This window comes from Thermomonas sp. (assembly GCF_035369645.1).
Taxonomy (GTDB): Bacteria; Pseudomonadota; Gammaproteobacteria; order Xanthomonadales; family Xanthomonadaceae; genus Thermomonas.
Genome location: NZ_DAOOUM010000038.1, coordinates 1 through 7,916, shown reverse-complemented (window position 1 = coordinate 7,916; position 7,916 = coordinate 1). Strand labels below are relative to the sequence as shown.

The 7,916-nt window shown below is 59.2% G+C and carries 9 protein-coding genes; 6 read left to right on the top strand and 3 right to left on the bottom strand.

What is annotated here, in order from left to right:
* Together nadC and PK789_RS08390 are read right to left on the bottom strand one after the other, a co-directional pair.
* Positions 1 to 870 (bottom strand): carboxylating nicotinate-nucleotide diphosphorylase, encoded by an 870-nt coding sequence (gene nadC / locus PK789_RS08395; RefSeq protein WP_324308322.1) that lies wholly within the window; start codon positions 868 to 870, stop codon positions 1 to 3.
* Complete coding sequence (locus PK789_RS08390; RefSeq protein ID WP_324308321.1) at positions 867 to 1,136, bottom strand: Trm112 family protein; 270 nt, start codon at positions 1,134 to 1,136, stop codon at positions 867 to 869. The genes nadC and PK789_RS08390 overlap by 4 nt, the downstream gene beginning before the upstream one ends.
* A 59-nt stretch (positions 1,137 to 1,195) precedes the next feature.
* On the opposite strand from PK789_RS08390, the gene purE reads away from it, so the two are divergent.
* Together purE and PK789_RS08380 are read left to right on the top strand one after the other, a co-directional pair.
* Entirely contained in the window at positions 1,196 to 1,702 is a 507-nt protein-coding gene (gene purE / locus PK789_RS08385; RefSeq protein WP_324308320.1) for a 5-(carboxyamino)imidazole ribonucleotide mutase, read from the top strand.
* Positions 1,699 to 2,838, top strand: coding sequence for a 5-(carboxyamino)imidazole ribonucleotide synthase (locus tag PK789_RS08380; RefSeq protein WP_324308319.1), 1,140 nt, complete (start codon positions 1,699 to 1,701; stop codon positions 2,836 to 2,838). Before purE ends, PK789_RS08380 begins: the two co-directional genes overlap by 4 nt.
* A gap of 62 nt (positions 2,839 to 2,900) precedes the next feature.
* Here the strand turns inward: PK789_RS08380 and PK789_RS08375 are convergent, their stop codons facing one another.
* A complete protein-coding gene (locus PK789_RS08375) occupies positions 2,901 to 3,479 on the bottom strand; it encodes a superoxide dismutase (protein WP_324308318.1) in 579 nt (192 codons plus the stop codon).
* A gap of 142 nt (positions 3,480 to 3,621) precedes the next feature.
* Here PK789_RS08375 and grxD point away from each other — a divergent pair, with 142 nt between their 5' ends.
* The 4 genes from grxD to PK789_RS08355 form a co-directional block, all read left to right on the top strand.
* Positions 3,622 to 3,945, top strand: a complete 324-nt coding sequence (gene grxD / locus PK789_RS08370) for a Grx4 family monothiol glutaredoxin (RefSeq protein ID WP_324308317.1) — start codon at positions 3,622 to 3,624, stop codon at positions 3,943 to 3,945.
* Positions 3,942 to 4,685: an SDR family NAD(P)-dependent oxidoreductase gene (locus PK789_RS08365; RefSeq protein WP_324308316.1), complete on the top strand. Its 744-nt coding sequence runs from the start codon at positions 3,942 to 3,944 to the stop codon at positions 4,683 to 4,685. Before grxD ends, PK789_RS08365 begins: the two co-directional genes overlap by 4 nt.
* Positions 4,682 to 5,275 (top strand): YhgN family NAAT transporter, encoded by a 594-nt coding sequence (locus PK789_RS08360; protein WP_324308315.1) that lies wholly within the window; start codon positions 4,682 to 4,684, stop codon positions 5,273 to 5,275. The genes PK789_RS08365 and PK789_RS08360 overlap by 4 nt, the downstream gene beginning before the upstream one ends.
* Before the next feature lie 210 nt (positions 5,276 to 5,485).
* Positions 5,486 to 7,916, top strand: a 2,431-nt coding sequence (locus PK789_RS08355) for a TonB-dependent receptor (RefSeq protein ID WP_324308314.1), incomplete at its 3' end; no start/stop codon positions are given.

The window sequence follows — 7,916 nt, the reverse complement described above, 5'->3', positions numbered from 1 at the left end:
TCAAGGTGAGGGCGGCGGCCCGAGTTTCAATGAGAAGTCGATGGCGTGCACATGCTTGGTCAGCGCGCCTATCGAAATACAGTCCACCCCATCTTCGGCAATGCTGCGTAGCGTTGTCATCTCCACCCCGCCCGAAACCTCCAGTGGAATACGGCCCGCAAACGGTGCCGATTTTGCGATACGCACGGCTTCGCGGCGGGTTGCAGCATCAAAATCATCGATCAGGATGCGGGTGCAACCGGTTTCCAGTGCTTGCCGCAGCTCGTCCAGGGTTTCCACCTCCACGATCAGGGGCAGCGCGCCGTGCAGCTGCCGCGCACGGGTGATGGCTGTGGCCACCGAACCAAACGCGCGAATGTGGTTTTCCTTCAGCATCACTGCATCAAACAGCGCCATTCGGTGGTTCATGCCGCCACCAACACGCACGGCATATTTTTGTGCCACCCGCAGACCAGGCAAAGTTTTGCGTGTATCCAGAATCTGCGTGCCGGTGCCCTGCACGGCCGCAACATACTGCGCAGTGACGGTGGCGGTGCCCGACAGGGTTTGCAGGAAGTTGAGCGACGTGCGCTCGGCGCTGACCAAGGCGCGGCTGCGGCCTTGCAAGGTGGCGATGACGGTGCCTTGCGCGACGTGGTCACCTTCTTGGCAATGCCAATGAATGCGCACATCGGGGTCGAGTGCGCGATGGCTGGCATCAAACCACGGCCGCCCTGCCACCACGCACTCTTCTTTGCACAGCAAATAAGCGCATTCGGGATGGTCTTCCAATAATGATGCGGTGGCATCACCGGGGCCGATGTCCTCGGCCAGCGCAGCGGCCACATTGGCGGCAATGGCAGCGGTGAGGGTGTCATGCGGCAGGCTCATACGGTGGGAAAACCATCCGCTTGCACGGTGGCCAAGCTGTCTTCGGCCAGCAGCACCGGGATGCCATCGTCGATGCGATACACGGTTTTGCGGTCGCGGGTGATCAAGGCCGCGCGCAGCGTATCCGTTTGCGTGCTGCCATCGCTGCGCTGCAATGCACCGGTGGCAATGGCGCGGTTCAAACATTCCAGCCCCGCGCTTTCCAGCAAGGACAAGGGTTGGCGGGTGGTGGGGCAGACGAGAATATCGAGTAGCTTGCGGTCCATCGGGCAGGCAACAAAGAACAGGGGCCGTTAGAATACGTCTTTAGCGACTGGGGATTGTGATGTCTGGTACCGATTCCGCCGCCCCGTTGGTCGGCATCGTCATGGGGTCTCGCTCCGACTGGGAGACCATGCAGCACGCCGCTGCGAAATTAGAGGCCTTGGGTGTGCCGTTTGAGGTGCGCGTGGTATCAGCGCATCGCACGCCGGATGTGCTGTTTGCCTATGCTGACACCGCCGCAGCGCGCGGCTTGCGCGCGATCATCGCCGGTGCCGGTGGGGCTGCGCATTTGCCGGGGATGTTGGCCGCCAAGACCGCCGTGCCGGTGTTGGGTGTGCCAGTGCAAAGTAAAGCACTGAACGGGATGGATTCGCTGTTGTCCATCGTGCAGATGCCGGCGGGTATCCCGGTGGCCACGTTTGCCATCGGCAATGCCGGTGCCGCCAATGCCGCACTGTTTGCCGCCGCCATGCTGGCCCACGATGTGCCCGACGTGGGCGCGGCGCTGGCGGTATTTCGCAGCAAACAAACGGCGGATGTCATCGCCCACGACGACCCGCGCACATGAGCACGGTCGGCATTTTAGGCGGTGGCCAATTGGCACGCATGATGGCGCTGGCCGGCGCGCCATTGGGTTTGCGCTTTTTGGTGCTCGATACTGTGGCCGATGCCTGCGCCGGGCAATTTGCACCGATGGTAGTGGGCGATTACACCGACCAATCCGCACTGGCACAGTTTGCGTCGCAGGTGGATGTGGCCACCTTCGACTTCGAAAACGTGCCGGCGCAGTCGGCGCAGTGGTTGACCGATCGCGTGTCGGTATTCCCGGGCCCGCCTGCGTTGGCGACCGCACAGGATCGCTTGGCCGAAAAAACGTTGTTCCGCGAATTGGGTATCCCGGTACCGCCGTTTGCCGCCATCGGCACCCTTGCCGAATTGCAAGCGGCAGTGCAGGGCATCGGCACCCCCTGCATCCTTAAAACCCGTCGATTGGGCTACGACGGCAAGGGTCAGTTCCGCATCAAAACCCCTGCCGATGTGGATGCAGCATGGGCCGCACTGGGCGCGCAGGCCGGCCACGTCGGGTTGATTTTGGAAGGCTTCGTGGCCTTCCAGCGCGAACTTTCGGTGGTCGCGGTGCGCGGGCGCGATGGCCAATTCCGCGCATGGCCATTGACCGAAAACTGGCATGTCGATGGTGTGCTGTCGGCCAGCCTGGCGCCGGCGCAGGTGGAAAATACCTTGCGCGATAGCGCATTGGGGTATGCGCAGGCATTGGCGGAAGCACTCGATTACGTGGGCGTGTTTGCGTTGGAATTGTTCTGTCGCGATGGTGAATTATTGGCCAACGAAATGGCCCCACGCGTGCACAATTCCGGCCATTGGACGATCGAGGGCAGCGAGACCTGCCAGTTCCAGAATCATCTGCGCGCCGTGCTGGGCCTGCCGCTGGGCAGCACCCGCATGTTGGGCCATGCCTGCATGCTCAATTGGCTGGGGGCGATGCCCGATGCCAACGCAGTGCTGGCTGAAGCCGGTGGCCATTGGCATGACTACGGCAAACAGCCGCGCGCGGGCCGCAAGGTGGGGCACGCAACACTGCGTGCGGACTCCCGTGAGGAATTGGCCGAAGCTTTGCAGCGTGTGGGTGTTGCGCTGGAGCGGCAGGCGCAAGTGGCACCGGTGATTGCGCGGCTAAAATAAGCACGCGGGTAAAAAAACGGCCGGATCGCTCCGGCCGTTTTCGTATTGCACAGGAGTGCGAATTACTTCATCTGCGCTGCCACAAAATCCCAGTTCACCAAGCTCCAGAACGCTTCCACATATTTTGGGCGGGCGTTGCGGTAGTCGATGTAGTAGGCGTGCTCCCACACATCGCAAGTCAACAGCGGGGTGTCTTCGCCGGTGAGCGGGGTGGCCGCATTGGGTGTGCTGACCAAGGCCAGACTGCCATCGGCGCGCTGCACCAGCCATGCCCAGCCCGAACCAAACGTGGTGACGGCGGTTTTGGTGAATGCTTCCTTGAATGCTTCAAAACTGCCAAATGCGGCATTGATCGCATCGCCCAATTTGCCGCTGGGTGCGCCGCCACCATTGGGTTTCAGGCAGTTCCAATAGAAACTGTGATTCCACACTTGCGCGGCGTTGTTGAACATCCCGCCCTGCGATTTGCGGATGATGTCTTCCAAGCTTGCGTGTTCAAACTCGGTGCCGGCGATCAACCCGTTGAGGTTGGTGACATAGGCCTGATGATGCTTGCCGTAGTGAAAGTCGATGGTTTCGGCAGAGATATGCGGCTCAAGCGCGGTGCGGTCGTAGGGTAGGGCGGGCAGTTCGATGGCCACGATGGACTCCTGATGTGGTGTGGGTGCGTGCGGGTGGGGCGGCCTGAGCGGCGCGCGACGAATTACAATGCACGATTGTATCGTTCATGCCCGTTGCTGCGTCGTGAAGCATGCGGGCCACACTGTTGCAGGAGCCGTACCCATGCCGTCTGTGGAAGAGCGCATCCGCGCCGAGATCGAAGGCCATCCCATCGTGCTGTTTATGAAAGGCACCGCGCAATTTCCGATGTGTGGCTTCTCCAGCCGCGCGGTGCAAGTGTTGCAGGCCGCAGGTGCCGACGCGCTGCATACGGTCAATGTGCTGGAAGAACCCGAAATTCGTGCCAACTTGCCACGCTATTCCGATTGGCCCACTTTCCCGCAATTATTCATCCATGGTGAATTGATCGGCGGTTGCGACATCACCGTGGAGTTGGCCGAATCCGGCGAGCTGGCACGGCTGGTCGCCGACGCGCAGAAGGCATGAGCATGCAGCCTGCGGTGCAAGCGGTGTTGCTCGATCGGGTGGTGTTGATTGCGGGTGCCGCCGGTGGCCTGGGTGCCGCCGCTGCCGTGGCCTGCGCGCAGGCAGGGGCCACCATCATTTTGTTGGGCCGCAAGGTTGCGCCGCTCAATCGGGTGTATGACGCGGTGAAAGCGGTGGGCCCTGAACCCATCCTCTATCCATTGGATTTGGAAGGGGCATCGCCCGACGATTACGACCAACTGGCGCAAGCCATCGACGGCGAATTCGGCAAACTCGATGGCCTGTTGCACTGCGCGGCAGAATTCAAAGGGCTCACCCCGCTGGCGCATACCGATCCGGCAGATTTTGCGCGTGCCTTGCATGTCGATTTGACCGCGCGTTGGTGGTTGACCCAAGCCTGCCTGCCGCAGCTTTGCAAATCTAATGCCGCAGCGGCGGTGTTTGTGCTGGATGACCCAGCACGCAGCGGTGGCGCCTTCTGGGGCGGTTACGGCATCGCCCAAGCCGGGCAGGCGGCAATGATCGCCATGTTGCAAGCTGAGTTGGGCGAGCACGGCCCGCGCATCAGCGGCCTGTGCCCCGGCCCGATGCGCACCAACCTGCGCGGTAAAGCCTTCCAACCCAATGCCGACCTGCACGCGCAGCCCGCCAGCGCCTACGCACAAGCCTGCGTGGATCTGTTGGCAGCGGCGGGTGCGGCGTGGCGTGGCAAGATCAAACATGCGTTGGATAAGCCATGACCATTACCGCTGCCGCCCTGTTGCTGTTTTTTATCCTTGACCCGCTGGGCAATATCCCGGTGTTCTTGGGTCTGCTCAAAGACGTGCCAGCGGCGCGACAGCGGCGCATCTTGATGCGCGAGTTGTTGATCGCGCTGGGCGTGTTGATGTTGTTTTTGTGGGGCGGGCAGTACGCACTGGAATTGATGCACCTGCGGCAAGAATCGGTGTCGATCGCCGGTGGCATCGTGCTGTTTTTAATCGGCTTGCGGATGATCTTTCCCTCACCCGAAGGGGTGATGGGTGACGTCCCCGGCGGCGAGCCGTTTATCGTGCCACTGGCTATTCCGATGATCGCAGGCCCCTCGGGGATGGCCGCCGTGATGCTGCTGGGCAGCCAAGAACCCGACCGAATGGGCGATTGGATGCTGGCCCTGACCCTAGCTTGGGGCGCAACCGCGATCATCCTGTTTTGCGCCACGTGGCTGAAAAAACTGCTGGGCATGCGCATGTTGACCGCATTGGAACGCCTGATGGGCATGGTGATCGTGGCCATTTCCGTACAAATGCTGCTGGACGGCATCACCAGCTACCTGCGCGCAGGAACCTGAGCCGCAACAAGGACTTGGCGTTGCGACAGGCGTCACGTGACGGTCACGCCGGCGTCATGAAGTCCGGTTACCGTGTTAAACTTTAGTAATCCCGTGCGCCAGAGTATGGCGTCGGGAACCCCACATCTATTGCCGGCAACCGTTGTATGGCGGGCGTGTCGGTAATCACCATCGATTGTTCGTCGTTCTTTCATTCCAAGAGGTCATCTCATGAAGCATCCGAACCACGCGCGTCTATCCAAGCTGGCGCTGGGTCTGGTCGTAGCCCTTGCCGCCGCCCCTGTGTTCGCCCAGAGCACCTCCGCAGGTGTTGGCGGGCAGGTGGTTGGTGCCGGTGGACAGCCGGTCGCCGGCGCCGAAGTCACCATCACCCACGTTGAATCGGGCACCGTCAGCCGCGTCACCACCGATGCCAGCGGCCGCTACAACGCCCGCGGCCTGCGCGTGGGCGGGCCGTACACCATCGTCGTCACCAAGGCGGGTGATGGCAGTAAGACGCAGGACAATGTGTACTTGGGCTTAAACCAAGTCAATACCATCAATGCCCAGCTAAATACCAACGTCACGACACTTGATAGCGTGACGGTAGTGGGTATTTCGGGTGGTGCCGATGTGTTTAGTGCCACCAAAATGGGCACTGGCACTAATATTGATCGCACCACGATTGAGGCGTTGCCGTCCATTGGTGGCAATATTCAGGACTTCATGCGGCTGGATCCGCGTGTTGCCTTTATTAGCCGTGCTGAAGGTACGATTTCTGCCGGTGGTCAAAACCCACGCTTCAATGCCATTTCGATCGATGGCGTGTCAGCCAGTGATACCTTCGGTCTGGAAGGCAATAATATGCCAACCCGCCGCCAACCGGTGTCGATGGAGGCCATCGAAGCCATCGATATTAAGTTGTCGGGCTACGATGTCAGCTCGCCTTCGGCTTCCGGTGCCACTGTGAATGCCGTAACCAAGTCAGGCACCAACGATTTCCATGGGTCGCTGTACGGTACGTACCGTGATGGTGACTGGTTCGGCAAAAATCCGTTGGGCCAAAAATTCGCAGGGTTCGATAGCGAGAGCACCTACGGTTTCACACTGGGTGGGCCGATTGTCAAAGACAAGTTGTTCTTCTTCGCTAATTACGAGAAGTTTGAACAAAAGGCCCCGGGTACGGATTTATCTACTACCGCACTAGGTAAAACTGGTCATGTCATTCAAGATGCTGATATCAAGCGCGCGCAGGACATTGCGCAGACGTATGGCATCAATGCCGGCGGCCTCAGCAGTGACGCCAATACTGACTTGGAAGAGTACGCACTGAAGTTGGATTGGAATATCAACGACAACCATCGCGCCAGCCTGCGTTACAGCAAACTGGAGCAAAACAAGTTGCGCGTCCAGGGGATGAGCTCAAGCGGCGTTTCGCTGAGTTCGTATTGGTACACCCATCAAAAGTCGGTCGAGAGCTGGGTGGGTCAGGTATTCAGCGACTGGACCGAAAACTTCAGCACTGAGTTTAAGGTCTCTTACCGCGACTACTCCGCGCTGCGTGTAACCGACAGCACCGCGCCGAGCATCCGCATCTATTTTGGTGGTACGGAAGCTAGCCCCAGCGGCGACTCGATCTATCTGGGTACCGAAGCCAATACCCAAGGCAACTCGCTGATTACCAAGACTTGGGATTATTACGGGTCGGGTGCGCTGACCATGGGTGACCACAATCTGAAGTTTGGCGTCAACTACAGCGATAACCAGGTATACAACTACTTTGGTGCCAACTCGTGGGGCACTTATACTTTTTGGGGCTTGAACAACTTTGCTGCTGGTAAATACAGCAGCTACAACTACAGTGCAGAAACTGCACCGGGTTCGATTGCTGTGAATTACCACAGCAAGAACCTTGGTTTGTTCGTGCAGGATACTTGGTATGTCAACAGCAACCTGACCCTGACCTTTGGCCTGCGTGGCGACAAACCGACGGCAACTCCCGCACCGGCCTACAACCAAGCGGCAAGCACGTATTTTGGCTATAACAACAGCAAGGTCTTCGGTGGTGGCTTCCTGATCCAGCCGCGCTTTGGTTTCAATTACACCTTCGATAGCAGCCGTCAGATGCAGTTGCGTGGTGGTGTGGGCTTGTTCCAAGGGGATGCGCCGCAAGTCTGGATTGGCAATAGTTACAACACCACTGGCTTCAACTACACATCGTATAACTTCACCAGCTATAACGCGTTGTTCCCATTCAATCCGGATGGCCTGCATCAAACGGTACCGCCGGGTGGTGGTAGCGCCGGCGCCCAGAACGTCAACTTTGTTGGCAATGACTTCAAGTTGCCTTCGATCTGGAAGGCTAATTTGGCATTCGATACCGAGACGGGCTGGATGGACACCGTATTCTCGGCAGAATTGATGGTGACCAAGGTTAATAATGGCCTGTTCTACAAGAGCTTGGGGATCGGCAAGATCAATTCACCAGGCGAAGATCCTGCATATGCCTATCTGGGGCAGGATGGTCGTGAACTGTATTGGAACCCCACCAAGACGGGTAAGGCATGGGCATCTGGTGATGCACGTTATGGTCGCAATACCGCCTACAACAACGTATTCTTGATCGACAATACCGACAAGGGCGGCACCCAGCAATTGACGG